Source organism: Nitratireductor aestuarii (genome assembly GCF_014641695.1).
Classification (GTDB): domain Bacteria; phylum Pseudomonadota; class Alphaproteobacteria; order Rhizobiales; family Rhizobiaceae; genus Chelativorans; species Chelativorans aestuarii.
In genome coordinates, this window is sequence record NZ_BMIF01000006.1 from 43,625 (window position 1) to 69,328 (window position 25,704).

The 25,704-nt window shown below is 59.6% G+C and carries 20 protein-coding genes; 6 read left to right on the forward strand and 14 right to left on the reverse strand.

Translation table 11 applies throughout. The features are described 5' to 3' along the window. The first annotated feature begins 70 nt into the window (after window positions 1–70). Complete coding sequence (locus IEX27_RS10910) at window positions 71–856, forward strand: IclR family transcriptional regulator (RefSeq protein WP_188721089.1); 786 nt, start codon at window positions 71–73, stop codon at window positions 854–856. A gap of 26 nt (window positions 857–882) precedes the next feature. On the opposite strand, the gene IEX27_RS10915 is transcribed toward IEX27_RS10910, so the two are convergent. The 6 genes from IEX27_RS10915 to IEX27_RS10940 all read right to left on the reverse strand — a co-directional run bounded on the left by IEX27_RS10915 (window position 883) and on the right by IEX27_RS10940 (window position 9,377). Further along, window positions 883–1,614, reverse strand: a complete 732-nt coding sequence (locus tag IEX27_RS10915) for an RraA family protein (RefSeq protein WP_188721090.1) — start codon at window positions 1,612–1,614, stop codon at window positions 883–885. 67 nt (window positions 1,615–1,681) lie between these two features. Then, a complete protein-coding gene (locus IEX27_RS10920) occupies window positions 1,682–2,635 on the reverse strand; it encodes a Bug family tripartite tricarboxylate transporter substrate binding protein (protein ID WP_188721091.1) in 954 nt (317 codons plus the stop codon). A 58-nt stretch (window positions 2,636–2,693) separates the two neighbouring features. Continuing rightward, window positions 2,694–4,355 (reverse strand): thiamine pyrophosphate-binding protein, encoded by a 1,662-nt coding sequence (locus tag IEX27_RS10925; RefSeq protein ID WP_188721092.1) that lies wholly within the window; start codon window positions 4,353–4,355, stop codon window positions 2,694–2,696. Between the two features lie 523 nt (window positions 4,356–4,878). Next, on the reverse strand, window positions 4,879–6,081 hold the full coding sequence (locus IEX27_RS10930; RefSeq protein ID WP_188721093.1) for a CaiB/BaiF CoA transferase family protein: 1,203 nt from the start codon (window positions 6,079–6,081) through the stop codon (window positions 4,879–4,881). Window positions 6,082–6,108: 27 nt separating this feature from the next. After that, entirely contained in the window at window positions 6,109–8,217 is a 2,109-nt protein-coding gene (locus tag IEX27_RS10935; RefSeq protein ID WP_188721094.1) for an acetate--CoA ligase family protein, read from the reverse strand. Between the two features lie 2 nt (window positions 8,218–8,219). Next, entirely contained in the window at window positions 8,220–9,377 is a 1,158-nt protein-coding gene (locus IEX27_RS10940) for an acyl-CoA dehydrogenase family protein (protein ID WP_188721095.1), read from the reverse strand. 80 nt (window positions 9,378–9,457) lie between these two features. On the opposite strand from IEX27_RS10940, the gene IEX27_RS10945 reads away from it, so the two are divergent. After that, entirely contained in the window at window positions 9,458–10,429 is a 972-nt protein-coding gene (locus IEX27_RS10945) for a LysR substrate-binding domain-containing protein (protein ID WP_244630325.1), read from the forward strand. Here the strand turns inward: IEX27_RS10945 and IEX27_RS10950 are convergent. Next, window positions 10,406–11,794 (reverse strand): MmgE/PrpD family protein, encoded by a 1,389-nt coding sequence (locus IEX27_RS10950; protein ID WP_188721096.1) that lies wholly within the window; start codon window positions 11,792–11,794, stop codon window positions 10,406–10,408. The genes IEX27_RS10945 and IEX27_RS10950 overlap by 24 nt on opposite strands. Window positions 11,795–11,921: 127 nt before the next feature. On the opposite strand from IEX27_RS10950, the gene IEX27_RS10955 reads away from it, so the two are divergent. Then, the gene (locus tag IEX27_RS10955; RefSeq protein ID WP_244630340.1) at window positions 11,922–12,752 is read left to right on the forward strand and encodes an alpha/beta fold hydrolase; all 831 of its coding nucleotides are present in this window, start codon (window positions 11,922–11,924) and stop codon (window positions 12,750–12,752) included. Between the two features lie 34 nt (window positions 12,753–12,786). After that, window positions 12,787–13,791 carry a D-2-hydroxyacid dehydrogenase family protein gene (locus IEX27_RS10960; RefSeq protein ID WP_188721098.1) on the forward strand — a complete coding sequence of 335 codons (1,005 nt, stop codon included), beginning with the start codon at window positions 12,787–12,789 and terminating at the stop codon, window positions 13,789–13,791. 271 nt (window positions 13,792–14,062) lie between these two features. On the opposite strand, the gene pdxA is transcribed toward IEX27_RS10960, so the two are convergent. From pdxA to IEX27_RS10985, 5 genes are all read right to left on the reverse strand, one after another. Then, window positions 14,063–15,061, reverse strand: a complete 999-nt coding sequence (pdxA, locus tag IEX27_RS10965) for a 4-hydroxythreonine-4-phosphate dehydrogenase PdxA (RefSeq protein WP_188721099.1) — start codon at window positions 15,059–15,061, stop codon at window positions 14,063–14,065. A gap of 749 nt (window positions 15,062–15,810) precedes the next feature. After that, a complete protein-coding gene (locus IEX27_RS10970; RefSeq protein ID WP_188721100.1) occupies window positions 15,811–17,043 on the reverse strand; it encodes an ABC transporter permease in 1,233 nt (410 codons plus the stop codon). Next, on the reverse strand, window positions 17,040–17,729 hold the full coding sequence (locus IEX27_RS10975; protein WP_188721101.1) for an ABC transporter ATP-binding protein: 690 nt from the start codon (window positions 17,727–17,729) through the stop codon (window positions 17,040–17,042). Before IEX27_RS10975 ends, IEX27_RS10970 begins: the two co-directional genes overlap by 4 nt. A 3-nt stretch (window positions 17,730–17,732) precedes the next feature. Beyond that, window positions 17,733–18,188 carry a hypothetical protein gene (locus tag IEX27_RS10980; RefSeq protein ID WP_188721102.1) on the reverse strand — a complete coding sequence of 152 codons (456 nt, stop codon included), beginning with the start codon at window positions 18,186–18,188 and terminating at the stop codon, window positions 17,733–17,735. A 63-nt stretch (window positions 18,189–18,251) separates the two neighbouring features. After that, window positions 18,252–20,006, reverse strand: a complete 1,755-nt coding sequence (locus tag IEX27_RS10985; RefSeq protein WP_188721103.1) for an alkaline phosphatase — start codon at window positions 20,004–20,006, stop codon at window positions 18,252–18,254. A 195-nt stretch (window positions 20,007–20,201) separates the two neighbouring features. Between IEX27_RS10985 and IEX27_RS10990 the strand changes: the two genes are divergently transcribed. Further along, a complete protein-coding gene (locus tag IEX27_RS10990; RefSeq protein ID WP_188721104.1) occupies window positions 20,202–21,551 on the forward strand; it encodes an esterase-like activity of phytase family protein in 1,350 nt (449 codons plus the stop codon). 367 nt (window positions 21,552–21,918) lie between these two features. After that, a complete protein-coding gene (locus IEX27_RS10995; RefSeq protein ID WP_188721105.1) occupies window positions 21,919–22,362 on the forward strand; it encodes a DoxX family protein in 444 nt (147 codons plus the stop codon). A 219-nt stretch (window positions 22,363–22,581) separates the two neighbouring features. Here IEX27_RS10995 and IEX27_RS11000 read toward each other — a convergent pair whose 3' ends face one another. Then, window positions 22,582–24,582 (reverse strand): hypothetical protein, encoded by a 2,001-nt coding sequence (locus tag IEX27_RS11000; protein WP_188721106.1) that lies wholly within the window; start codon window positions 24,580–24,582, stop codon window positions 22,582–22,584. A 285-nt stretch (window positions 24,583–24,867) separates the two neighbouring features. Next, a complete protein-coding gene (locus IEX27_RS11005; RefSeq protein WP_188721107.1) occupies window positions 24,868–25,701 on the reverse strand; it encodes a sugar phosphate isomerase/epimerase family protein in 834 nt (277 codons plus the stop codon). Between the last annotated feature and the right edge of the window lie 3 nt (window positions 25,702–25,704).

Genomic DNA, 25,704 nt, shown 5'->3' on the forward strand with positions numbered 1-25,704 from the left:
GACTACAGATGCACCAAGTCATTATTTGACATTGTTAATTTTTATCGGTTCCACATAGGGAGTAAGAAGGATGTCCCAGACCTTCAGCAAAGGATTGAAGGTTCTTGAAGCGTTGGCCTACAGCTCGGAGCCCAAGGGCCTGTCGGAACTGTCTCGCGAACTTGACATGAACCAGAGCGCTGTTCAGCGGCATCTCAATGCGCTTGTGGCGGCTGGTTATGCGGAACAGCCGAAGGGAAGCCGCAAGTATCAGCTGACCACGTCCCTGTGGGAGCTCGGGATGCGGTCCATTGCCGACAACAGCGCACGTCGCCTTCTGCGCCCCACGCTGCGGCTGGGCAGCCAGGCAACCGGCTACACCTGCTTCTTCGCCATGCTGACCTTCCCGTTTGTCGTTTACCTCGAGCGCGTGGAAGGTCCGCGTAGCCAGCCGCACTCCGCGGAAATCGGAACCAAGATCCCGTTGCCGGGAACGGCCTCCGGCCGTGCCATGATGCCCTACCTTCCCGCTTCCATGCGGCAAGCTCTGAGCAAGGATGCAACTGACTGGACTGGTCATCTGCAATACAAGGGCTTTCCGGCTGATTGGATTGAGGAGACCATCAAGGAAGTCCGCAAGACGCGATACGCCGTTTCTCAAAGTGGTATCCGAAAGGGTCGAAACTCGATTGCCGCGCCCGTTTGGGCCGACAGCGCGCTGCCGTTCGGCTCCATCGTGCTGACGGCCGGAGAAGACGAACTTCGACCGGAAGCCTTCCCCACGATCGGCGCCAAGGTGCTGGAGCTCGCGGAAGAAGCAACCATCAGCCTCGGTGGTGCCAAATTCCGCAACGCGGCGGAATTGACGCCCTACTGATCCGAGACGGCCGGGGGCAAGCGAAGTCACTTCTTTGCTTTCCCCGGCAGATCGGCGACGTGCACACCTTCGGCAATGGCCTTGATGCGGAGCACCTCGAGCGCATGCTGCTCTTCGGCGAAGCTCACGATATCATCGGCTCTCTCAGGCGGAATGACACAGACGCCGGTATCATCGGCAACAATGATGTCGCCCGGGCGGATGCCAACGCCGTGCAGTTCAACGGGGCCATTGATCTCGACCGTATCGACGCGCCACTTGCCCGTCATGGGGCTGATTTCGGTCGACCAGAACGGAAAGCCGATCTCCCGCGAATGGCCGACATCGCGGATGCCGCCCTTGACGATGGCGCCGGTAATGCCGTGGCGCTTGGCGATCATGGATGAAATCCCACCCATGTTGGAAAGGCCCTCAACGCCATCGATGACCAGAATGTCACCTTCAGTCGCCTGATTATGCGCCTCCATTTCGGCCATACCGTTGCGATTGGTCTGGGCGCGCTCATGGGGCGTCAGGACGGCAGATGACATCTGGTTCCGAACCGTCGTAGCCGTGCCAACAATCGCAGCACCGGCAATGGTGGGACGGTAGAGGGATGCTGGCAGCGTTCCCGCGATACCGAAATGGTCCATCGCATCCGAGATCATGCTGCTGTCACAGCCAATGGCACGAATTCGTTCAATTATTCCTTCCGGTGCGCGTGGCACCTGAGCCATGCGGATGCGCTCCGCGGCGATCTTCCCGGTCAGACGTTTCATGGCACGATCCAGTTAGAACAGGAGTTGGAGTCCGGGGCCGGCGTACCAGCCCCGGATGTGACCTGCGTTACTCTGCCTTGATGCCGCGCTCTTCAGCGAGCTTCTTCCACTGAGCAACTTCGGTATCAACGAGCTCCTTGAACTCGGCAGGGGTCATGGCAACCGCCTTGGAGTCGAGCTTGGTCAGGAACTCCTGGCCGCCGTCCGACGCGAAGACGTCAACGATTTCCTTGTTCAGCTTCTGAACAATATCGTCCGGCGTACCAGCGGGCGCAAAGACGCCGAGCCAGAAACCAGAGCTTGCGCCCTTGATGCCGAGTTCTTCCGTGGAAGGAACGTCCGGCAGGGCAGCGGCACGCTCAGCACCCATCACAGCAAGCGCGCGGATCTGGCCAGCCTTCACATTGCCGAGAACAGCAGTGATGGAACCGGCATAGATATCGGCACGGCCGCCAATCAGGTCGACCATCGCCTCGGTACCGCCCTTGTAGTGGACTGGCTCAACGTTGGCGCCCGTGGCCGCAGTGAAGAGCTCACCTGCGAAGTGGGTGGAGCTTCCCAGGCCAGCGGTGGCCAGGAAGAGATCGCGAGTCTTGGATTCTTCAGCCAGTTCCTCGACGGTGGTGGCCTTCACCTGGGAGCCAACGGTGATCACAAACGGCGACTCCGACGGCATTGCCACAGGAACCATTGCAAGCGGATCGTATGGCAAGTCCTCATAGACAGCCGGAGCCGTCGTGTAGGCGGAAGTCGTCAGCAGGATCGTGTAGCCGTCTGCCGGAGCTTCGGCGACATAAGCCGTACCGATGGTCGAACCCGCACCAGGACGGTTGTCAACGATAACGTTCTGGCCCCAACGGTTCTGCAATTCGGTGGCAAGGAAGCGTGCTACCGGGTCAGACGAGCCGGACGGGCTGTACGGGACAACAATCGTGATTTGCTTGCTAGGATAGTCCTGCGCCATGACTGGCGTCATTGCTACAGCGAGAGCAGTCAATACAGATGAAATAAGAAGTTTCATTCCATTCCTCCCAAGGAAGGTTTGAGGTTATTGATATTGGCAGTTCAATTCCGGCAGTTTATTTGCTCCTCTTCGTCTGCCGACGCATTGTTGGAGCCATGACTCTGTCGGAAATCCGGATGTCCCAGAGCGCAGAACCTGTGCCCTCCTCAAAGGAGCGCACCAGATCCGGCAATTGTGCAGTGTCTGTTATGATATGGCCATCGAGGCCGAACCCGCGGGCGATGGCAGCAAGATTGCCATAGCCGAAGACCGCACCGCGTTCATGGATGCCGTCGGCCCGTAGCTTATGGATTTCCGACCCGTACGCGCCATCATTGTAGATGATGATGAGCAGCTTCAGTCCCGAGCGGACGAGCGTTTCCAGCTCCTGGATATGCATCAGGAAGCCGCCATCGCCTTCAATCAGCACAACCGGTTGTTCGGGCCGGTAAGCGGCGCGGCCAATCGCATAAGAAAGGCCGTTGCCGATCGCACCGAATTCGCGAATGGTCAGGAAATCGCTGGCATTGCGGCCATAGAAGTGAGACGCAAAATAGGCCGAGTGTCCGGCAGAATTCACCAGTGCCCAGTCCTTTGGCAGAGCACTGTCGAGCGCTGCCGTCAGATCACGCGGATCGAGCCCAGTCAGCGGCTCGCCATATTCGACGGTATCGGCCGGCTCGCTGAGGACGCGCTTCGCAATAGCCTGGACGTCCCAGACGGCTTTGCGCTTAACGCCTGCCGTTTCCAGCTCATGGCAGAGAGCTTCCAAGGTCAGGCGGGCGTCACCGATGACATGCAGCGCCGCCGGAACCTGTCCATGGCGGACGATCTGCGGATTGCTGTCAATCTGGATCACCTGCTCCGGACGGAACAGCGTATTGAGGTCGCTTGTATGTCGCGTCAGGCTGGTGCCGACGGCTAGGATGAGATCCGCCTGCGCGAAGGCCTCGCGTGTTGCCTCATGGGCAAAGCCGCCAGCAAAACCCACGTCACGTGAATGGCCGTTGAAGAGGCCGCGCACGGGCAGGGTGGCAGACAAGCCGCCATCGATCAGGTCCGCCAGACGCTGGCAGGCCTCGGCGGCACCGCTGGCGAGCACTCCGCGCCCACCAACGATGATGACGCGTTCAGCCCCGGCGATCCGGTCCACAACCAGCTTGAGCATGGCCGCCGAAGGGGTGACAGGCTGGGCAGGCGGAAGAACATCGAGCGAAGGAACATAGTTGAAGTCGCCGAGGGACTCCTGCTGCATATCGAGAGGCATGCCGAGCACGACGGGCACCTTGCGCGTCCGGGCCGTAATGAAGGCTTCCTGCACGCAGTGGAGCGCAACTTTCTTGTCGCGCGCGGCAATATAAACTGCGCCGCAGGCCGTGACGTAAGGCGCCTGATCTACATACTGGTTGTACCAGGTCGCTCCGACCGGCGCTTCGCCAGCAAAGACCACGAGGGGAATTCTTGCCTGGACGGCTGTGGTGAGCGCAGTCATGAGCTGCGTAAGTCCGGGGCCGCAGGTAACAGAGGCAACCCCCACCTCGCCGCTTGCCAGCGCATAGGCGGTTGCCATCGCACAGGCGGCATGCTCATGGCGTACGTGATAGGCCCGAACATCCGGGAGGTCAGCCAGAGCAGCTTCCCAGTGCATGTTGCCATCGCCACTGAGTCCGAAGATGGTCCTCACGCCCTCCGCGTGGAAGGCTCTGGCGGTGGCCTGGAAAACCCGCAAATCGTCCAAACTGCTCTCCCGTTCCTCGCCCTGCACGATCGTAACTCAACTAATTGACTAGTCTGACCGTATGACAGTGATAACCACTTACGGCATCCAGTTCAATAGTGCACATCATTTTACACAGGAACACATCAAATAGTGATGTATCGCATTCCTTTTTGCCCAGGCCGCCTAATGGCGTAGTGGAATTGTTGCAAAATTTAGCGTGCCTCATCGCGCCCTTCGCGAAACCAAATCTTTGTTTCGATGAGCATTACAAAAAGTTTGGCATGCAACTGGACGCTCGGGACATACATCGCTGAGGCAGGGCCGAAAACGCCGCGGCCCCGCTTATTCAGCAGGGATAGCAATGGTGTCCACTCAAGCCAGGAAGCAGGCCGTTCGCTACGCCCGGTGATCGACAGCGGGTTTCCGCTCGAAACAGTAGGATGCCCACCTCCGCATGGGCGAAGGCGTTCACATCGGCAAGTGATGTTGTCGATGGCCTGATGGCGAAGGGAAGCGTTGCCGCCCTTCCCTACCTACTGTGTCAGATCACGCCGCGAGCGGACAAATCATCTAGCTCTGCATCGGATAGACCGATTTCGCTCAGAATCTGGCGGGTGTCTGCGCCCAGCAGTGGCGGCGGCAGTTGGGTCGAGACCGGCTCACCGTCCACAGTAAATCCGGGTCGCAGAACCTTCACAGGCCGTCCGTCGGGCAGAACGCCTTCGAAGGTTGCCAGCTGCTCACGGCCCGTAACCTGCGGATGGGCAAGCGCCTGCGGAACCGTAAGCACCTCACCGGCAGGAACGCCAAGGGCAGTTAGCTTTTCTGCACATCCCGTCACTTCAAGTTCGGCCAGTTTGGCCTCGATCAGTGGCAGAAGCTCCTTGCGATGCGCCTTTCGATCATCACGGGTGCGGAACATGGGTTCGTGAATCAGATGCTCAAGCCCGAGATAGCGGGCCAGCGCCTCCCACTGTTCCTGCTTGTTGGCAGTAATGTTCAGCAGGCCATCCTTGCAGCGAAACGCGCCTGACGGAGCGGACGTCGAATTTTCATTGCCGATCGGACGTGGCTCCGTGCCTGCGGTGAGCCAGTTGGAGACAGCCCAGCCCATGGTCGCAAGCACCGAGCTCATCATTGACACATCGATGAAAGCGCCACGTTTCGGCGCAACGAGTGCGGCACAGATTGCCATCGCGGCAGTGATACCACCGATGGAGTCCGCAACCGGATAGCCGACACGCAACGGGCGGTCCGGAGCCTCGCCGGTTACCGACATGATGCCTGCTGTGCCCTGGACAATCTGGTCGTAGGCAGGACGCTCGCTGAGCGGGCCGTCCTGTCCGAAGCCGGAGATCGCGCAATAGATCAGGTCGGGCCGCTCTTTCTTCAACTCTTCGTAGCCAAGGCCGAGTCGGTCCATGACCCCCGGGCGGAAATTCTCCACCACCACATCTGCGGTGCGCACGAGCTGGCGGAAAAGCTTTGCCCCCTCGGGCAACTTCAGATTGAGCGTGACCGATCGCTTGCCCGCATTCTGTGCAATGAACGATGCACCCATATTGGCCGCGTTCAGCTTACGGTCGTCGCCCAGTTGCCGCGCGAGGTCGCCACGGCCGACTGGCTCGACCTTGATGACCTCGGCGCCCATGGAAGCTATCTGGTAACAGGCCAATGGTCCGGAAAGGACGTTGGTCAGATCAAGAACGCGGATGCCATCCAGCGGCCGGAATGATGAAGTCAACCTGATACTCCCTGGGCCTGCTTGAGATTATTGTTGGAGGCGAATGAGCGCGTCGACGGCGACGACACCCTCGCCCTCCCCTCCGATAATAACCGGATTGATTTCGGCCTCGGCTACACGGGGATCGCGCATAAGGCAAGAGAGGGTGCTCGCCAGCCGTGCCAGATCCTCAAGATCGCCCTTCTGCGCACCCCGATAGCCGCGCAGCGGAGCAAAGCCCCGGATGCTTCCGATCATCTCGCGCGCGGTTGGAAGGCCAACGGGTGCGGGATGAACGGTAACGTCGCCGTAGACTTCCGCCAGCACGCCGCCCATTCCCAGCGTCAGCACAGGGCCGACCAGCGGATCGCGCGTGATACCCACGAGTGCCTCGCCGACGCCTCGCCGCATTTCCTGCACCAGAACGCCTTCGTCGCGATAGCCCGGGTGGTAGCTTTGGGCGGATGCGCGGATCTTTTCAACGGCTGCCGCCAGTTCTTCCTGGCTCTTGATGTTCAGGGCAACCGCGCCCGCTTCCGACTTGTGCGGCAGGTCCGGAGAAACGACCTTGGCGACGAGCGGGTAGCGCAGCCTTTCTGCCTTTTCGACCCCCTCGCCCGGTGCCAGTTGCACTTGCTGCGGGAATGGGACGCCCAGCGTGCGGAGGATCGCACCCGAGGTGCTTTCATCAAGAACCTGCTGGCCAGTGGAAACCGCCGCATCGATGAGCGCCGTCACTTCGGCAGGCAGGTCCTGGCCTTCAAGCCCCTCGGCAATGCGCAAAGGCTCCATGATCATGGAGAGGACTTCAGCGCCTGCTTCAACCGAAGCAAAGGCCGTGACACCGCCCTCTCGCATCATGCGCAGGCTGTCCGGTGCATGGGGCAGTGGAATGGCGACAACCGGCGCGCTGCCTTCCGGCGCTTCCGCGATTGCGTCGATGACAGGCTTCACGGCCAGTTCTGGATTGAACTGGGCGGACGAACCGGTTGCAACGACGAGCAGGCCCATCTCCGGGTCGCGGATAAGGGTTGAAACGACAGCCTTCATCGTGTCGTAGCGCGCGCCAGCAAGCGTGACGTCGACCAGCTTGCCCGATCCGAGCGCGATCTTCTGGGCGCTCAACACCTTTCGCGATTCCGCGCTGCAACCAGCGATCTCGACACCGCGCAGGCTGAGCTGATCGATGACCATTGCGCCGCCGCCGCCGGTGGTCGAAACAACCGTGACCTTCCGGGGACGATTGGGATCAGCCTTGGTACGGGCTAGCGCCGCAGGCGCATCAAGGAAGGAGTCCAGAAGATCAACACGGCGGATGCCATTGGCCGTCAGGAAACTCGTGACCGCAGCCTGCGACCCGACGAGCGCTCCGGTATGGGAGACCGCAAGGGCCTTTCCTTCGTCCGAGCGGCCCAGCGTATAGGCCACCACCGGCTTTCCAGCCTGCGCTGCCCGCCGTCCGAATTCCGCCAGCTCATCCGCATCGCGGATGGTTTCCAGGAAAAGGGCGAAGGATGTGACCGCCGGATCGTCCAGCAGTGCAAGACCCAGAGCGCCGGCGCCCGAAGCTGCCTCATTGCCTAGTGAGATCAGGCGCGAGAATGCTGCGCCGCGCTGTGCGCCACGCGAAAGCAGCGTACCGATGATCGAGCCGCTTTGCGACAGCACGGCGGTTCCACCCTTCTGAATGCTCGAGGCACCGAAGGCTGCATTGGTGGTGCAGACGAAGCCGTTGTGCGTGTTCACCACGCCCATGGAGTTGGGGCCGATGAGGAAGATCCCAGCCTCTTTCGCGATGGCGGTGATGCGCGCCTGACGCTCGAGACCCGCTTCGCCAGCCTCTGCAAAACCGTCGGCCAGAACCGAGACGACCTTTACGCCTGCCTCGGCGCAATCGCGCAGCGCAGCCTCGACGGCGTCAGTCGGCACCAGCAGATAGGCATGCTCCACCGGCTCCGGGATTAACGCTATTGTCGGATAAGCCTTGTGTCCGAGGATCTCCGCGCGGCCAGGATTGACCGGATATATTTTGCCCTTGAACCCGTTAGCGATCATGAACCGCATCGGCCGCGCCGACAGCTTCGTCTCGTCGCCGGAAATTCCGACCAGGGCAACGCTCGTCGGATCGACCAGAGCTTTCAGAAGATCAGTGTTCATTCTTATCCAACCTTTGGCGCGCGCTGATCGAAGCGGCGACCGAAAATACCTTCTGCGATCTTGTTCTTCAGGATTTCCAGAGAACCACCAGCAATCATCCAGCCACGTGTGCGACGGACGCAATACTGCACAAGGCTGTCTTCCGAGAACCCGGTCGCGCCCATGATCTGAAGCGCTTCGTTCGCCGCCCAGAAACCTGCCTCGTTGCACGCAAGCTTGGCAAGGGCCGCATCCTGCGCCGATGGCAGGCCATCCTTGGCGTTGACCGCTGCTCGCATCAGCATGAGCTGCGCTGACGTCAGCTTCAATTCCATTTCAGCAAACTTCCACTGCAGGCCCTGGAACTCGCAGAGCGGACGGCCGAACTGCTTGCGCTCGAGCGCATGTTCGCGCGCCACGTTGAAGGCGTACCGTCCGAGTGCCACTGCGCGCGATGAATTGCCGAGACGCTCAACATTGAAGCCGGAAATCTGCTGCTTGAAACCGCCGGGCCCCAACAGAATGTTAGACTTGGGGATGCGGCACTCATCGAAGTAAAGCTGTGACCACTTCTCGCCATTCATGAACTCGGTAGGGCTGCCGATCTGGAAACCTTCCGTGCCGCGTTCAATCAGAACGGATCCGATGCCGCCTACGCCCGGGCCAAAGCGGACATAAACGAGGAACAGGTCCGCCTCATGGCTGTGGGTACCGAACACCTTGGTGCCGTTGATGATGACATGGTCTCCGTCGATACGCGCGGAGGTCTGGAGCTCCGTTACGGCAGAACCGGCACCCGGCTCGCTCATGCCGAGCGAAATGACCATCTCACCCTTGAGCAGGCCCGGCAGGAAGCGCTCCTTCTGCTCAGGTGTTGCATATTCGTAGAATGTACGGATCGGCCCGAAATTGCCGGACTGGATCACGTCGCCGCTGCGTGGGCAGGCCATTGCTACTTCCTGAATGGCGATGATCGCGTCGATCAGCGTGCCGCCTGCGCCGCCGTCTTCTTCGGCAAAGGTGATGCCGATCAGACCCATCTCGGCTGCTTTCTTCGCGATCTCGCGCGGGTAGGTCTCCGACATGGCGCGGGCAACTGCATCAGGAGCCAGCTCCTGGCGCGCCCAACCGCGCACGCTGTCCTGGAAAAGTTGCTGTTCTTCGCTAAGGGAAAAATCCATATCTGCCACGCTCCGGAAAGATGTCTTGAGAGTGCGGACAAATTAGCCTTACAGATAGTTCGGAAAACCGTGCAATTGTCATGGAAGGGAAACTTGCGATTATGGATAAGGGCTATCTGAACATGCCGCTGAATCCGTTGCGGGCGTTTGCGATCGCGGCACGGCACAAGACATTCACTGCTGCGGCTGCCTATATGGGTGTCAGTCAGGTTGCCATCAGCCGGCAGGTCTCCATATTGGAAAAATACCTTAACGTTCAGCTATTTGAGCGGGGCACGCGCTCCGTCACCCTTACCCAGGTTGGTCGTGCATTAAGCTACGAAATCACTGGACTGTTCGATGACCTGGAAGCTGCCACCCGGCGGGTGCTTGAAAGAGAAAACGACAGCACAATTCGGCTGCGCATCTACCCGACAACTGCGCACTACTGGCTCATGCCACGGCTGGCGGACTTCAAGTCACGTTATCCCGAGTACCGAATCAGGTTGGATACCGCAGTTGAACCGCTCGATTTCCGCGGCACCCATCTCGACGTGGCCATCCAGATTGGCCGGGGCGACTGGAGCAACGCCCGGTCCCACAAGATGATGGACGCGACACTGGATGTCGTCTGCAGTCCAGCATATCTCGCAGCTGCGGGAGATCTGAGTTCACCGGGCAAGCTCAATGCTGACGATCTGCTTCATAGCCGCTATCGGCGCGACGAATGGAGCAGATGGCTGGAGGCTAACAGCGTATCCAACATCGACCATCGGCGGGGCATTGAGTATGAAAGCTCACTTCTGACCTATACGGCCGCCCGCTCAGGACTTGGCCTGGCCATTGCCCAACTCGAATATTTGGAGGAAGAACTTGCCCAAGGGCATCTCATCCGTCCCTTCGAGCTGCCCGTCAAAGCCGATTCCGCCTTTTATGTCGTCTGGCCAACCCTGACCTCATTGAGCACGAAGACGAGGCACTTCATCGACTGGGTGCTGGAACAGGCAGGCCAGCAGCCTCAATTTTTTCGGAAAGGCTCAAGGGGCAATTCAGCGCGCCAGTTGCAGCAGTAGGCTGCTATCGGCTGCCTTTTCGATCTCCCATGCGGCCTTCAGCACCCGCTCCGCCGCCTCCTGGCCCAAAGCGGGCGCAACGAGGCCGAGGAACTTCTGCTTCAGCGCTTCATCGCTGATCGGTTCCTCGCGCGTGCCACTTGCCTCGGCGCGATCCCTCGTGAAGCGTCCGTCAATTGTTTCGATCGTCACGCGGCACGGACGTTCCGCGGGATAGCGAGCCTGCATTTCTTCAGATTCCCGGACAACGAGGCGCGAAGCAATTTCAGCCACAGCCGGGCTGTTGCGGTGTTCATCGTTGAAGCGTTGCAGCCCTGCGTCCTGATAGTTGGTCGCCAGATAGATGAGATAGGGGAAACTCAGCTGCGCGGTGGCAAAGCTGTCCCACGGAACCTGAGCGTGGTGGGCTGATATCCGATAGGTATCGATCTCAATCTTGCGGACATCTTGGGCGCGCAGGCTATGCTCCCGCATCAGCTCCACGGTAGCTTCGAACGCCGGCTGCAGATGACGGCAGCAGGCATGAGGCTTCATGTAACAATCGAGGATACGCAGATCCCGGGCCGGATAGAGGGAAGCCTCCACTGAACGACCCGTAAAGGCATGAGCCCAGCCGCTGGAACGCTCGATGACATCTCGAGGAGCAACAATTCCAGCGCGGGCGCTGAGTGCCGACTCATAACCGCTGCGTGCAGCCATGCCGCCATGCAGCCGCTTCACATCGGCACCGCCTTCGAGGAAAGCAAAAAGCCCACCACAGGCGCTGGCGGCGAATCCACAAGCGTTTTCAATACCGGCAGCATCAAGTCCCATCAGCTTGGCGCAAGCCGTTGCGGCACCCAGCGGTCCTGTTGCCGATGTTGGGTGGAACCCGCGTTCACGAAGGGCGGGCTGACCGGCCTCTGCCATAGCGCAGACCACCTCATAGCCGGCGACCAGTGCCGTCAGCAGCTCAGCACCGCTGAACGGGCGACCCTCGCGGGACGCTCTCTGCGCTAGGGCGAGCAAGGCGGGAACGACAGGCGCGCCGGGATGAACCGAGCCTTCGCGATAGCCGTCGTCCAGTTCGATACCATGCGCAGCCGTGCCACAAATCATGGCGAAGGAGGAAGCCGAGACTGTCCCCAGGCCTGCTGGCAGCGGATAGCCTTCGGCGTCACGTCCGGCAATATCGATGGCCACCTTGGTGACGGTCTCGTTCAGCCCTGCGATAATCGCACCAATCGTGTCGACAAGATGCGCACGTGCGCGCAAGCGCGCGTCCTGGGGAAGCGTGGCCCAATCCAGGTTTGCGGCAAACGTTGCAATAGCCTTCGTCAATCCACCCGATTTACTATCCGATGGCGCCACTTCACCAATGTGCATGCTCGTCTCCTCCAGGCCTGCCCGCAGTTTGGCTCCATTTCTCCGTTCGGCTCATCTGACGAGATCTTGCATATCCATAAGCTAAGGTTAGTCGAGACGCGTACGACAAAGGTCTAATTAATTGATCATGCAGGAAATCAGTTGCCATCCCATGCGCTTTTTCGCCGACCCTGTCGGCAAGCCGCCCTTGCTGTTGATGCACGGAATGTTGTCGAGCAGAAACCATTGGCGGCTAAACGAAGCGGCACTTCGTTCACGTTATCGTCTGATCATTGCCGAACTTCCCGGCCACGGGGAGACCCGGCCATCCGAACCTTATGACGTCCGCCCGGATGCGTTGGTTGAGGCGATTGAGCAGGCGCGTATCACGCTCGACATCCCACGCTGGCACATATGCGGCCAGAGTTTCGGCGCGGGCCTGGTTCTGCGTTACGCGCTCAAATATCCTGAATATGTCGGTGCGCTGGTCTGGACCAATGCGAACCGGCTGTTGGCTGATCCGCTAACACCCGACCAACTGGCCGTACTCCACGCGCGGGCGGACAAGGTGGACCAGCTGGGGCTTGAAGGCATCCGCAGCGATCGGGTTTATCCCGGCAATGCCCGCTATTTCCCGGCAGAGATCCGCGAAATCCTAAAGCATGACGCTGACGGATCTGATTACAGTATCGTCGCAGACATTATCCGCCATGCCCTGGGCCACGTCACCGTGCGAGACCGGGTAAGGAGTTTGCGCGTCCCCACGCTTCTGGTCAACGGTATGCGCGAACGCGCTTTCCAGCCATGGCGTCAGGAGGCAGCCGAGATGCTGCCTTTCATGGAGGTGGTGGATCTTGATGGCGGCCATTCGATCAATATCGAGCAGGCAGAAGCGTTCAACGAGGCTGTCATGAACTTCCTGCCTCGATATGACAGCCATCTTGAGGTGGAAAAGAAAGTTGCCCTGTGCTCAACCTGAAGCCCAACAACGTGACCGAGGGGCACACACGCGGATGACGAACACAAATCTCCTTCTGGCACCAACCGATCGGCGTCCGCGCATCGCTATTCTGGATGACTATCTTGATTGCGCACTGACCGTCGCGGACTGGTCGGCGGTGCTTGAGCGCGCCGATGTGACAGTATTCCGGGAAGCTTTTTCCGACCAGGACGATGCAGTCGCCAAGTTGCAGGACTTCGATGTGCTCGCAATTATGCGCGAGCGCACGCCCCTTTCCCGCGCCATCATCGAAAGACTGCCGAACCTTCGCATGATCGCTATGACCGGAGTGCGGAATCCAACCCTCGATGCAGTCGCTGCGCAGGAACGTGGCATTGTGGTTTCCACGACCACCAGCACACCCAACGGGTCGGCCAACACGGTTGAGCTTGCGTGGACGCTGATCCTGTCCCTTGCCCGCTGGATCCCCTCGCAGGATGCTGGGATGCGCAAGGGCGAGTGGCAGACGCGTCTTGGCCGCAACATCGCGGGGAAGAAGCTGGGCCTGATTGGTCTGGGAAGACTGGGCGCCCAGATGGTGCCGATTGCCCGCGCCTTTCAAATGGATGTAGTTGCCTGGAGCCCCAATCTCAACGAAGAGCGTGCTGCCGAGGCATGTGTGGCTTACGCCTCGAAGGAAGAACTCTTCTCGACATCCGACTTCATCAGCATCCACATGGTGCTGAGCGCCAAGACCCGTGGTCTGATTGGCACTGAGGATCTTGGTCGGATGAAGCCGAGCGCCTTTCTGGTGAATACGGCGCGCGGACCACTGGTCGACGAACAGGCGCTTCTTGAGGCGCTCAACAGCGGCAAGATCGCCGGAGCAGGTCTTGACGTTTATGACCGCGAACCCCTCCCCGTAGATCACCCGTTGCGGAGCGCGCCCAACACCGTGCTCAGCCCTCACCTCGGGTTTGCTACCCGCGAAGGTCTTGGCCACTACTATACCGAGAGTATCAAGAACATCATCGCCTGGCTGGACGGCAAGCCTCAGAACCTTTTCGGCGCCCCGTGAGCGTTTTGTCACAAATATTATGCAAGGTCGCGCACCCAATGGTCAGGTCCAGCGGATGAACCGGACAAGCAAGGCTGTGACCGTCAAACGCATCCACCTCGAGAGCCACTTTGATTCGGAGCTATGACGGAAAAGCAGGCGACCGAAGAGACATGACGCAGGCCGGACTGATCGTCTCGGATGCGGAAACTACTCTCGCGAGGCAGGCGATACTTCTCCAAAAACTGAAGGACTCCAGTTTCATCAGAACATCATCTGCACACCAGGAATACTATCCTGCCCGGCATAGTATTGCAGCCTGATGCAACGCGCTGATCATGCTGCGAGCGTCCGCCTTTCCCTGGCCAGCTATGTCGAATGCCGTACCGTGGTCTACCGATGTGCGCACAATGGGCAGGCCCACGGTGGTGTTGACACCATCCTCAATGCCCAGCACCTTGACGGGGCCGTGGCCCTGGTCGTGATACATGGCGACGACAAGGTCAAAGTCACCCCTTACGGCGCGGAAAAACAGCGTGTCTGCCGCCAGCGGGCCAGACACATCATACCCCTTGGCCACCGCCTCCGCCACTGCGGGAGCGATCTTGACCGCCTCCTCGCCGTAACCGAACAGGCCGTTCTCGCCGGCATGAGGATTGATCGCGCAGACGCCGATGCGCGGCTCCCGGCCTAACGTACGGAGCAGAGCCAACCGACCGCGTTCAATGGTTCGGAAGACCAGGCCCGGCTCGATCTTTGCGATGGCATCGACCAGGCCGATATGGGTCGTGACGTGAATGACCCGCAACTTCGGGGACACGAGCATCATGGAGACTTCGGGCGTACCCGTGAGATGTGCGATCAATTCGGTGTGGCCCGGATATTTGTGGCCAGCCGCGTGCAATGCTTCCTTGCTGAGCGGAGCCGTGCAGATTGCATCGACAGAGCCGGCACGGGCGAGCCTGACGGCGGACACCACGCATTGATAGGCAGCTTCGCCGCCACGCGCGTCGATCATCCCGAAGGGCAGGTCGGGCGGAACATCACCGGCCTGAAGCACGCTGATCGCACCGGGCCTGGCGTCTATCCTGCCGTCAGCCGACAGCGTGACCTGTTCGACCGGCAGTGACGACCCGGCGATCCTGGCACCTTCCCTCATCCTGTCGACATCACCCACGGCGACAGGTCTGCAGAACCCCCAGACCTCGCGCGAAGACAGAGCCTTTGCAATAATCTCGGGGCCGATCCCCGATGGATCACCCATTGTTATCGCAATTGTAGCTTCACCCATGTAATACTCCTGAAGCAGTCATGCATTCCCCGTACGAAAGACGACACGAATGCATTGGAGTTGATTTGCGAGCATCCCGCTGCCTGCCTTTCCCGGCAAGCTGGACCTCACCTGCCCCGACATCGCCAGCAGAGCCGACATGCAGGACGTCGCTCGGAAGATCATGATTGGCCGGAGAACGCTTGCGATCGGCGCGCGTGGCCTGGGCGAGGGCATCGCAAACGATCTGTCTGGGGCTCCTGCCGATCCTTCTTCGCTCGTCCTGCGGAAGCCACTCTTGTTTGCCATAGGATCGCGCGACCCGATAACCATGGCACAGATGCGTGCGCTCGCCGGCCTCGGTGTCACGACAGTCGATGCACCGAACGGCACTGTTCCGGTGTATGCCGATCCAGCCCCTGCGGTGCTGCTGGTCCGTTCCACGGCAGCTGAGCATCCGGAAAGAGAAGCAGTCGTCGGGCAGCGTTTTGCCGAAGGCGTCGCCCGCATGATGAAAGAGCTGCAGCCGGGAACGGTGTTACTGTCGGGAGGGGAAACCGCCGCAGCCGTCCTTTCCGCGTGTGGGGCAGGAATTATTCACACGCGCCGCCACCTGGTCACCATCTACTGGCTGAGCACGCGAAGTGCGCAGCCGAAATGGTTGCCAAGGGCAGCTCTTCTGAAGAGATTCGGCGCGCGCTGCATGAACTTCACCTTGCGAATATCAGGTCGGCAACGAAATAATCGACACCACCGACCATGCGCAAAAGCTAGCCTCCACCTCTCAAGCCTGTGGCGGCTGGCTGGCGGAACGCGATTAGGGCTGGTAGCGCCGCGAACACCGCAGCGACCATCAAGAGCGCTATGGTCCCTGCGAGGTCAGTAGAGGCGAACTCAACGGGGAGACTGAAACCCTGCCCGTTCTCTATGTGAGAGGATATCAGGGATGCAGCGGCCAGGCCGCCAATCTGCCCAAGAACGACCCCACAGATCGAAATGACAATTGCCTGGCCCCAGACGAGCGCGAACAGGGACCAGCGAGGTGCACCCAGTGCCCGCAAGGCGCTCAGCGTGTGACGACGCTGCAGGACGTGGATGACCGCCAGCATGATGAGCGAAACCCCGACGAGAATTCGTGCCGCCAGGGCCACATAGGACAGCACGGCTGTGACGTCACCAAGGAGCCCATAAAGGCTCGTCAACACTTCCGCCGGAAATACAGCAACAGTTTTCTCATTCGCGCGGTAGTCTTGCCTGAGCTTGTAGGCTGCAGCAATGGACGCCGGCTTCACGAGGATGGCAGGGATGTCAGGCGTCTGGCCCTGCACGAACGTCTCGTCGAGATCGCCCGATGCATGTGTCTCGTCGTGATCATGTCCGGAATCCCGATCCTCGTCCTGGACGAGCCCGTGCACCTTCCATGATGAGCGGATCGGAACGAGGATTGCGCGGTCCCACGGCGTTCCAGTCGGCGAAAGACGTCCGGCTATTCGATACTCAACATTATCATGCTGCGCCTCGCCGTGTTCTACCTGCCCATGCATGGGAGCGAAGGTCATGCCCATAGCGAGGTCCACCGCGGCCCCTATCACAGCTTCATCCAGCGCGGAAAAAACAACTCCTTCGGTGAACTCGGGGGCCAGCTCAGTCACCAGGCGCGCCGTCGTGCCGATGATGGGGAAGCCTTTGTAGAAATCTCCCGGCGCAATGGGCTCCGCCCAAACGACCCGGTCGTCGTGCTGCAGATCGGCGAGAACGTCTCCGCCCAGGAGTGGGAGGGCTGCCGGCTGGAGAAACACGGCCGAGAGAACGAGCTGCGCCTCACTTCCCGGCGCTCCAATGAGAAGATCAAATTTCTCCGCCGCTCGGGCGCTCCCCAATCGCAGCGATCGCTCCTGGAGCTGGATCGCCGTCCCGAGCGCGACCGCCATCGCGATCAAGGCGACAGTCATGAGTGCGCCAACCCAATAGCGGCGCAGGTCTGCGATAATCAGACCGATCATGCGAGAACCCCTTCCGCTACCCTGTCGGCGAAAATCCTTCCGTTGCGCAGGACCAGGTGCCGAGGCATGAGCCTGATCAATGCCTCGTCATGGGTAACGACAATCAGGGTCGAACCGGTTTGCCGCGCCAGCAGGATCAACAGGCTGGAGACGGCGGCGCCATTGTCCGCATCAAGGCTTGCCGTCGGTTCATCCGCAACAACGATGGCCGGCTGCCGCAGCAGCGCCCGGGCTATGGCAACCCGCTGCATTTCCCCTCGCGACATCGTGTTGATCGGCTGATTGGGACGCATCAGTCCCACAGCCTGAAGCAGGTCGTGGGCCCGGTCAACGGTAGTGCGAGACGCAATCCGAGCCAGACGAGCCGGGAGCAGCACGTTGTTGATGGCTGACAGTCCCGGAAAAAGGTGGAAGTCCTGCGGGACCAGGCCGACATTCCGTCCGCGCCAATGGTCTCGCTCAGCCTCACTCAGGTTCCCGATGTTCGTTCGCCCCCAAAGGATGGCTCCGCGGGCAGGTGTATCGAGCCCTGTGAGCATGTTCACAAGGGTTGATTTTCCAGAACCGGAAGGCCCCACCACGGCGAGCATCTCCCCTGCCGAAACCTTCAGTTCGGGAACGTCCAGTGCCGGTGCTGCCAGTCCGGCAAATCGGACGCAAAGGTCCGTGACCTCGAGATCAGGCATCGGCTAAGCTCGTCCGAAGGTGGCGTCCCGGAGCCGGAGCTGGCTCACGAATCCGGTGTCAGGATCTGTCCAGGAGCCCTTTTCCAACGTTCCCTTCACCACGATCAGTTCGTTGGGATCGGTGAAGGTCTGCCTGCTCTTCAGATAGACGACCATGATGTTATCCGGCCAGTCGGCATCCGATGAGCAGAAGGGACAAAGAGCCATGGGGATCTGCGTCAGCACGAAGAAGTTCGATTCCGCCTTCAGCGGCGGCGCCATGAACCCTTCGATTCTTGCAGTCTTGCCCTCGAGCGTCTTCACCTTGTCGGAGAACTGCAGGCCCAATGCGCTGAAGGAAGCATAGAGCTCTTCAAATGTCAGCGTCGCATCGGCCGCCATAACCTCACGTGTGTGGAACAGAGAAAGAGCGGAAGCAACACCGATCAGACAAGACCGGCGAGTGAGAGAATGTGCCATGTGCTTGGTTCCATCAGTTTTGCAATGGCTGGCCGGACAGACCCGACCAGCCACGCAAGCGTGCTACTTCTGGGACGTTCCCAAAGCGAAGACGTCAGCAATGACCTTGTAGACGTCGGACTGTTCCATGTAGCCGCGGAACGCATCAGCTCCAGGGCCTGAAGCCTGAAGAACGATGTCATCAACCGCATGGACGCCCGTATCATTCGTCTTCGGCAAGTTGCCTACACGCAGAACTGCGCCGGGCACATCCTTGTAGGCTTCGTTGGCAACATACTGGCCGTCAGCATTCTGGATTGCCGGCACGAACGGGCCGTCCATCTTCGGGCCCCAGGTCTCGTAGTAGTCCGGGAAGTTATTGGCGAAGAGGGCGAGACGCTTGGTGACATCGATGCGGTCCGGGAAGCCGTCGCCATCCTCGTCGCTGTAGTTGGGGAAGCCCGCATCTTCATAGACACCGAGCTTTTCGCGCATGTCCTCGGCTTCAACCGTATCATCGATCGTGCCGACGAGGGATACGCCGTGAGTGTGATCGCCGGTGACGATGATAAGCGTATCCGGGTTCTTGGCCGCGAAGTCCTGAGCGAGCGCCACAACCTTGTCCATCTCGATGGTCTCGACGACGGCCCTATCCCAATCGAGAGGATGGGACATCTTGTCGATGTTGGCGCTCTCGATCATCAGGAAGAAGCCATTTTCGTTCTTCGACAGCTGATCCAGGGCGATCTGCGCCATATCCACCAATCCTGGCTGGTCGGAGAACTTGTCGACCGTGCCCTTCTTCAGCTGGTTGCGATCGAGCCAGGTGTCCATGTTGCCCGTGTGGAACAGTCCAAGCAGCTTGCCCGAATTATTCTCGTAAGCAGCCTCGAGCTCTTCAGCCGTCGTTGCCAGGGCATATCCTGCATCCCGGAACAACTGAACATAGTCCTTGTCGTCCTTGCGCTTTGAGCCGGGAACATCAGACTTGAGAAAGTATGCTGAACCACCACCCAACAGGACTTCGGGCTGGTTGTCATAGAGCATGCCAACGATTTCGGCCTTGTCACCGCGCCGGCGCGTATGGGCGACGACGGCTGCAGGTGTGGCGTCCTGGAGTTCGGAGGTGGCGACAATTCCAATGGACTTGCTCGTCTGGCGACGCAGGGCTTCTGCCAGCGTTTCCACCTTGGGATCATCGAAGCTGTCCGGAGTGCGATCGGCATAAACGCCAAGGGCATTCACCCGGCTCTTGTGCCCGGTCATATAGGCCGACATCGTGTTGGCGGAATCCGTCGCGATGGAATGCGTGGAGGATGTGCCGATGAAAGCCATCCTCTCCATATCATCCATTGCAAGGCGGCCATTAGCCTTTCCGGCGGTCATGCCCTTGGACATGATCCTCGCGGCTGTCCGATGCGCGATCGAGAGACCATCACCCACGATGAAGATGACGTTCTTTGCCTTGGCGACATCCGGGGTGCCATAGACCTCCCATTGCACAGACTTTCGCTCTTCTCCGGCGACGACATCAACCGCATATTTTCCCGGAGCAGCCAGTGCGAGATCGCGGAGAATGAGGGCAGAACCCAGGGAAACACCGTCCTTGCCCTTCTCGTCTTCAACAAATTCTGCCGCGTTGCCGAATACCTCTTCATAGGGCTTCCCATTTACCCGCACCGTGACAGCTTCGGGGGCATAAACCGCATCCAGCTCGACCTTGAAGTCGACTTTCGAGCCGGCAAGGATGGTTGCACCATCAAGCGGGTAGATTTCTGCTGCGTGACTGGCCCCGGCAAGGATGGTGCTGAGGGCTAGGAAGGAAAGAAGTTTGCGCATTTCTGCTCCGTTGGCGTTTGCCTGAAAATTTCCGACGGAGGTCCATTAGCGCTTGCAGATAACAGTTCAGCGACAGGATTATGACAGTTTCATGCAACCTTTTTCCGGAGCGTGTCATGGAATTGAAAAGGAACTTTGATCGTCCTGTCATGGAGCATCGCTAGGTCTCCCCGTGCAAACTTCACGGAGCATTCCATGCGTTTTACATTGAGCCTGCTGGCAGCCTGCACACTGCTTTCCACCCCGGTCCTTGCTCAGACTGTTTTCCCTGCGACGCTTGCGGGACATGCGTTCCTGCCCGCCATGACGATGGTGGCTCCTCCCGCGGATGCGCCGCATGACCTGTTGGTTTCCGGCAAGTTCACGGGGGCCAAGCGAAACGACCGCCCCATGAGCGTCATGGGCGATGTCGGAACAGCTTATGGCAGCCACCCCACGGGAATCTCGCTGCCCTTCATTGGCCAGCCCATTCAGGGCCTGTCCGGTTTCGCCGCCAACCGCGACGATGATGGCAGCTGGTTTGTGCTCACCGACAATGGCTTCGGCTCCAAGGTAAACAGCCCGGACGCCATGCTCTTCTTTCATCGGATGAAGCCGGATTTCGGGTCGGGAAAGGTCAACGTCGAGGAAACCATTTTCCTGCACGACCCTGACAAGAAGGTGCCATTCCGGATTGCAACGGAATCGACTGAAAGCCGATACCTGACCGGCGCGGATTTCGACCCGGAGAGCATTCAGTATCTGAATGGAGAGATCTGGATCGGCGATGAATTTGGCCCGTATGTGATCCGCGCAGCCAAGGATGGACGCATCCTCGACGTGTTCGAGACCGTCCTCGACGGCAAGGTCATCAAAGGTCCGGATACTCCTGGCATCACCGTCCCAGCCGAACCGGGCAAGGCCTTCCAGGTGCAGCGCTCCGGTGGCTATGAGGGCATGGCCCTGCAACCGTCCACCAACCTGCTCTGGGCGATGATCGAGAAGCCACTGCTCATCGAAGGCGGCAACACCCAAGGTGACTTCCTGCGCGTCATGACCTTCGATACGAATACGAACAAATGGACGGGCGAAAGCTTCAAGTTCAAACTCTCCGAAGGCGCGCAAGCCATCGGCGACTTCAATTTCATTGATGAGACACGTGCGCTCGTCATCGAGCGCGACAACGGCGAAGGCGACAGCGCCAAAGCCTGCGCCTCCGGTGCAGCAGATCTGAACGACTGCTACCCGATCCCTGCCAAGGTCAAGAATGTCGTGCTGGTAGACACTGCCTCCGTCGATGAAGATGGCTTCATTCGCCGGATTGGCCATATCAACCTCCTGGATATCCAGGATCCTGACGGCCGGGCACTTGAAGGCATGAAGCCGGCGGAAGGTCCCTTCACCTTCCCGTTCCTGACGATCGAGGACGTCGCCCGTTACGATGACACCCACATCATGGTCGCCAATGACAACAATCTCCCGTTTTCAGGAGGCCGCCAGATCGGAACGTCAGCGAACAACGAGTTCATCCTCCTCGCAGTGCCGGAACTGCTGAACGCCAAGTAAGGCAGGCAAACATCAACGTGGCACGAGGCGGGCGGATCATTCTGCCCGCTTTCTCTTTCCACGTGACTGATGATTGGAATGCGTCACCACCTACCGCCCAGAATAACGGATTTGTGTATGGAGGATCTGCTTTCGGTAGGGTATTTGCCCCCCATGGTCCTGCGCATTATCCCCCTCCTCGCTTTGGTTTTCAGCTTGTCTGTTCCAACTCTTGCGAACCCAGTTCGCTTGAAGAGCTGCACGACGCAGGCCCCGCTCGTGTAACGGTTCAGCCTCTGCCAGCGAGATCGCGGCCCTCCCGCCTACTTCCAATCCATGCAAGCCCCGAACAACGGCTTATCCTGACGTCATATAGAAGAAGTACCGAATGTCCAAAAACACCCAAGTCCCCGAGCGCATTGCTTTTCTACGCCCCATCTACGCTGCGCTGCATGATTTTGCGGAAACGCTGATGCGCGTCATCTGCGGCGTGATACTCGCCGTCCATGGCTTTCCGAAAATGATGGAGCCCTTCAAAGCGAGCGGAATGGTCGAAAACCTCGGGTTCTATCCAGGTGTTTTCTGGTCGCCGTTGCTTTCATTCACCGAGTTCTTTGCCGGTGTTTTCATTGCCCTCGGCTTCCTCACGCGTCCGGCGGCGGTTGCGGCAACCATCATTCTTGCCGTTACCGTCTATGCGCATTGGATTGCAATGGGCCAGGGCTTTGCTGGTTCCGAAAAGTCTATCCTATGGCTCGGGATGACGATTTTCTTTGCGGTTCGCGGCGCTAACTCTCAGTCTATCGACGCCAAGCTGGGCCGCCAATTCTAATCAGTTGAACCAGGAGCCAGCGCCTTCGCGCTGGCTTTTGCCGGACGGATACCCGGTTTCCACTTGTCCGAGAACCGCTCTGAACCGCTACCTTGGAGACACGCACATTCTCCATCGAGTAACCCCGCCACTTCTCCGAAAGGCGCTGCTTCCCACTCACGACAAGACATCCTGACCCCAGATCAGAACAGGCCAGAGAAGGTGTTGGCAAAATGGCCCTTACCGAAGATCGCCCCAGGTTACCGTCCAACCCCCGCCCGCAGCGCGGAAGAAGCGCGCATCTACGATCTCCTTGCCGGACAGCTCCTGTGTCATCTGACCCCAGTCCGTTCCATAAGCTTGGCTTCCTGCGATATCGATGCGGACCTGCTGGTTGAAATAACACAGATACTGCCTGTCCTTCACTTCCGGCTCGCATCCCACTTTGGTGACTCCGAGCAGCGTGACACGAGAACCAGTCTGCCCTGTCCAGAGCGCCGGATTGCTCAGGCATTTCATGGCCTGAACAGGGTCGGTAACCCTGCCGCTCGTGCAGACGGCTTCCTGACCGGCCATCTCGGACGACGCATCCCGGACTCGCTTCATGGCAAAAGCAGCAATTTCACGGGCACTCGGTTCCGAAGGATCAGGGTTTCCGGACAGGTCCGTTATGACAACGGCATTGATCTCAGCATCTTCGCGGGCAGAGGCAATCAGCTCGGCCATTTCTGCTGGGATCAAGGCAGTGCCAGAGCTTGTCACCTGAGCTACCAGCCTCTCGACGTTCTCGCGTGGTTTCTCGCTTGCTGCGGCAGCATCGAGTGCATTCTTCAACTCGGCAATAACAGAAGGATCCCCCTCAAGTTCACTTATCTGATCGTAGAGTGGTCGCAGCCTTCCCTCCGGATCTAGGGATCCAAAGGTCCTGTCCATGCTGTCCCGGTAGACAGCGAAGGGCTCGAGGGCGTCGCGAGCCTTGATAAGCCCCTCAAGAGATCGCGGGAGCATCGTCGCCAACCCTGCCGCTGCATCGAGCCTCGGGTTGAGGATCGCCGCCGCCTTGTCGCGGGCGGCCGCAACGACCTGATCGATCCTGCCCGGTTCGAGCTTCGAAGCACGCGCCTCATCAGCGACCCGCAAGGCCGTGCCCAGGTGGCCTGCGTCATAATCATTCCCGACACCTTCGAGATCGGCGAGCAGCTTATTGAAAAGTGCGGTCCGAGCCGCGGCTTCTGCCTCTGTCCGCAGTGCAGCGGCCTGGACTTTCAGTTCATCGATCTGCGCGGATACGTTGACCCGGTGCGCCCCTGCCAGCTTGCGGTCAAGATTACTTATATCGCGCAGGGCGTTGGGGTGCTCTGGAGATATGGCAGCAAGCTCGGCGCGAACGTCCGAGAGCCATTTCTGCGCCTTGTCCTGCTCCTCATTGGTGGCTGCCAGCGTCGGGAGGTAGATAGGCGACCTGAACACATCAGCGAAGACGTTCCGATAGCTATCCATCCCAATCTTGCCATAGCAGGTCTCCTTCAAAAACCTTCCGATTTCCCTGCTCTCCATGCCTCCCATCAGTTCCAAAGGCATCCCAAAGACCGGCTCGAATGCCTCGTTGCGAAAGATGGGCGCGATTGCACCAACGATTTTATGGCTCGGCATGCGCTCGAAGCCATGCGGGTCGATAACCGGAGTATACCACTCGGCAAGCACGCGACACTGGGCTTCGGCGGATCCGGCCCTTCCCAGCAACCCGGCGATGGCGCCCCCGAACTTCTTGGGAGAGATTCTATCGCCTTCAGGTAGGCGCACGCCGGTGATTGTAATGATAGCTTCTCCCTCGTTGTTCCGCTCAGCGTGGAAGCTGCCGCTCGGGCAGCCCTGCAATGAGCCCGTCATGCTTTGGCCGTCGCGCCCCAGGATTCCAATCAGCCCAAGCATGGAAATGCCATCCGCCCTGTCGATCCAGGCCCTGGGAGCGAACCGGAATTGTGCGCCCCCTCGGACGCGCCCGACAACTGAATAGCTCCCCGTCGTCCCACCTGCGTCGAAGCTGAAGATCGCTTCCTTGAGGGGTCGGTTCGATGCGGCTATGTCCAGGATCATCCGGGAAACGGGCTGACCAGCACACTGGTAGGTGCCGGTCCAACGTCCTGAAAGAAGATCCGCCTCCTGCGCCTCCACCAGCGGAGCATACAAGACAAGGCAAACGCCGGAGATACGAAGAAGCCTTGAGATCGACGGCAACATGGGCAGAACTCCTACCACACGACATGACAGCCTACCCGCGCAACGAGAACTTTGAGAGTTGACGTTGAGCTTCAGTTCGACGGTCCTGCAGTGCAGGATGCACCAAGTTGGGCATTCCAGATACAACTGCAATGGTGTTAGGCCCTAAGACGTTGGGTCAGCAGGCAATGGCAGCCCACTTTCAATAGAATTCCGTCTGGCGGCGGGACCCAACCTGTGAGAACGTCATCTGAAAATGACTTGGTCGCGCTCAATCGAGTGCGGCCAATGCATATGGGGGATTGTTTAGGAAAGTACCTCGCGCAGAGCTGCAACCGACTGCGCCATCGCGGCCTTCGGTTCCAGATAGTAACGCGAGTTGGTGATCTCGATGGAGAGGGCTCCCGTATAACCGGCCGCGTTCAGGGCCGCTACGCACTCTTCAGCGGACAGCACTCCGTCACCCCAAGCCAGATGACTGCCAGATGGCTCGGAATCGATCATGTGCACATGCGCCAGCCGGTCGCCCAGTGCTTCTATGTAGTCGCGGACTGTCTCGCCGGTGCCCAACGCACCGGCGGTGTCGAGCATGCCGAACAGCACCGGCGAATTCACCGCGTCGAGCAGGGAACGCAGTTCTCCAGCCGTCGCAGCAATGTTGGACCAGGCAGGCGGAAGAGCTTCAAGGTAGAGTTTCTGACCCAACCGCTCAGCCCTGTCGGCGATGAGCGACAGCGCCTCAGTGCAGCGCGCCACCGCGTCCTGAGAGGGTTCGTCGGCAAAGCCAGAGCCGGGCGTCACCAGAACCGCAGGACTGCCCATCTCTACCGACATCTCCAGGCTTTCAAGGAAGTACCGGATGGACCGATCCCTGAGCGCCGCCTGCGGAGAGCCGAGATTGATCGGGTAGACGCATTGTTCCGGCGTGAAACTGGCGATCTGCATCCCGCGTGTGCGCACGTCAGCGCCCAGCGCGCGAGCATCCTCCAGTGTGCGATCACCGAGATAGAAATGCGGAGCAGCGCCCCAGATTTCCACCAGCGGCAGTTCCAGCGCTTCGGCATCGTCAAGAAACGTGTCGAGGCTATGCCGGAAATAGTGAAAATTCATGCCGCAGATATTTGCCCGGCTCAAAGCCATCGT

Bases quoted from the DNA above. Each gene is read 5' to 3' on its own strand.
- IEX27_RS10910 (WP_188721089.1), top strand. From the start codon at position 71: ATGTCCCAGACCTTCAGCAAAGGATTGAAGGTTCTTGAAGCGTTGGCC.
- IEX27_RS10915 (WP_188721090.1), bottom strand. From the start codon at position 1,614: ATGAAACGTCTGACCGGGAAGATCGCCGCGGAGCGCATCCGCATGGCT.
- IEX27_RS10920 (WP_188721091.1), bottom strand. From the start codon at position 2,635: ATGAAACTTCTTATTTCATCTGTATTGACTGCTCTCGCTGTAGCAATG.
- IEX27_RS10935 (WP_188721094.1), bottom strand. From the start codon at position 8,217: ATGAACACTGATCTTCTGAAAGCTCTGGTCGATCCGACGAGCGTTGCC.
- IEX27_RS10940 (WP_188721095.1), bottom strand. From the start codon at position 9,377: ATGGATTTTTCCCTTAGCGAAGAACAGCAACTTTTCCAGGACAGCGTG.
- IEX27_RS10945 (WP_244630325.1), top strand. From the start codon at position 9,458: ATGGAAGGGAAACTTGCGATTATGGATAAGGGCTATCTGAACATGCCG.
- IEX27_RS10950 (WP_188721096.1), bottom strand. From the start codon at position 11,794: ATGCACATTGGTGAAGTGGCGCCATCGGATAGTAAATCGGGTGGATTG.
- IEX27_RS10955 (WP_244630340.1), top strand. From the start codon at position 11,922: ATGCAGGAAATCAGTTGCCATCCCATGCGCTTTTTCGCCGACCCTGTC.
- IEX27_RS10960 (WP_188721098.1), top strand. From the start codon at position 12,787: ATGACGAACACAAATCTCCTTCTGGCACCAACCGATCGGCGTCCGCGC.
- pdxA (WP_188721099.1), bottom strand. From the start codon at position 15,061: ATGGGTGAAGCTACAATTGCGATAACAATGGGTGATCCATCGGGGATC.
- IEX27_RS10970 (WP_188721100.1), bottom strand. From the start codon at position 17,043: ATGATCGGTCTGATTATCGCAGACCTGCGCCGCTATTGGGTTGGCGCA.
- IEX27_RS10975 (WP_188721101.1), bottom strand. From the start codon at position 17,729: ATGCCTGATCTCGAGGTCACGGACCTTTGCGTCCGATTTGCCGGACTG.
- IEX27_RS10980 (WP_188721102.1), bottom strand. From the start codon at position 18,188: ATGGCACATTCTCTCACTCGCCGGTCTTGTCTGATCGGTGTTGCTTCC.
- IEX27_RS10985 (WP_188721103.1), bottom strand. From the start codon at position 20,006: ATGCGCAAACTTCTTTCCTTCCTAGCCCTCAGCACCATCCTTGCCGGG.
- IEX27_RS10990 (WP_188721104.1), top strand. From the start codon at position 20,202: ATGCGTTTTACATTGAGCCTGCTGGCAGCCTGCACACTGCTTTCCACC.
- IEX27_RS10995 (WP_188721105.1), top strand. From the start codon at position 21,919: ATGTCCAAAAACACCCAAGTCCCCGAGCGCATTGCTTTTCTACGCCCC.
- IEX27_RS11000 (WP_188721106.1), bottom strand. From the start codon at position 24,582: ATGTTGCCGTCGATCTCAAGGCTTCTTCGTATCTCCGGCGTTTGCCTT.
- IEX27_RS11005 (WP_188721107.1), bottom strand. From the start codon at position 25,701: ATGGCTTTGAGCCGGGCAAATATCTGCGGCATGAATTTTCACTATTTC.